Source organism: Pseudomonas asuensis (assembly GCF_014646755.1).
GTDB classification, from domain to species: domain Bacteria; phylum Pseudomonadota; class Gammaproteobacteria; order Pseudomonadales; family Pseudomonadaceae; genus Chryseomonas; species Chryseomonas asuensis.
This window is the reverse complement of sequence record NZ_BMNW01000089.1, coordinates 1-647: the sequence shown is the minus strand read 5'-3', so window position 1 is coordinate 647 and position 647 is coordinate 1. Positions and strand designations below refer to the sequence as shown.

1 protein-coding gene is annotated in these 647 nt (G+C 56.9%); it reads right to left on the bottom strand.

Annotation, left to right across the window (positions count from 1 at the left end):
* Window positions 1–647 (bottom strand): hypothetical protein (locus tag IEX86_RS24805; RefSeq protein ID WP_188868803.1); only part of this gene is annotated, 647 nt, incomplete at both ends.

The window sequence follows — 647 nt, the reverse complement described above, 5'->3', positions numbered from 1 at the left end:
TTAGCGTCTGGCCGTGAGTTAAGACAAAAGTTCGCCCGGCGGCAGGCTGTGCGGCCAAGCGGTTCATGACATAACCGTTATAGCCTGCGGCCTTTAGCGTCTGGGCATTGGCCAGGACAAAGGTTTGCTGGACGACAGGCTGTGCGGCCAGGCCGTTCATGGCATAACTGTGATAGCCTGCGGCCTCTAGCGTCTGGCCGTGGGTTAAAACAAAAGTTTGCTCGGCGGCAGGCTGTGCGGCCAAGCGGTTCATGGCATAACCGTTATAGCCTGCGGCCTTTAGCGTCTGGGCATTGGCCAGGACAAAGGTTTGCTGGACGACAGGCTGTGCGGCCAAGTCGTTCATGGCATCACCGTTATAGCCTGCGGCCTCTAGCGTCTGGCCGTGAGTTAAGACAAAAGTTCGCTCGGCGGCAGGCTGTGCGGCCAAGTCGTTCATGGCATAACCGTTATAGCCTGCGGCCTTTAGCGTCTGGCCGTGGGTTAAGACAAAAGTTCGCTCGGCGGCAGGCTGTGCGGCCAGGACGTTCATGTCATCACCGTTATAGCCTGCGGCCTCTAGCATCTGACCATGGTTTATCAAGAAGCGTTGTGTCGGTGTAATATGACTGTCTGCAATAGCGTTCAGGTGCCATTGGGTTTGGCGT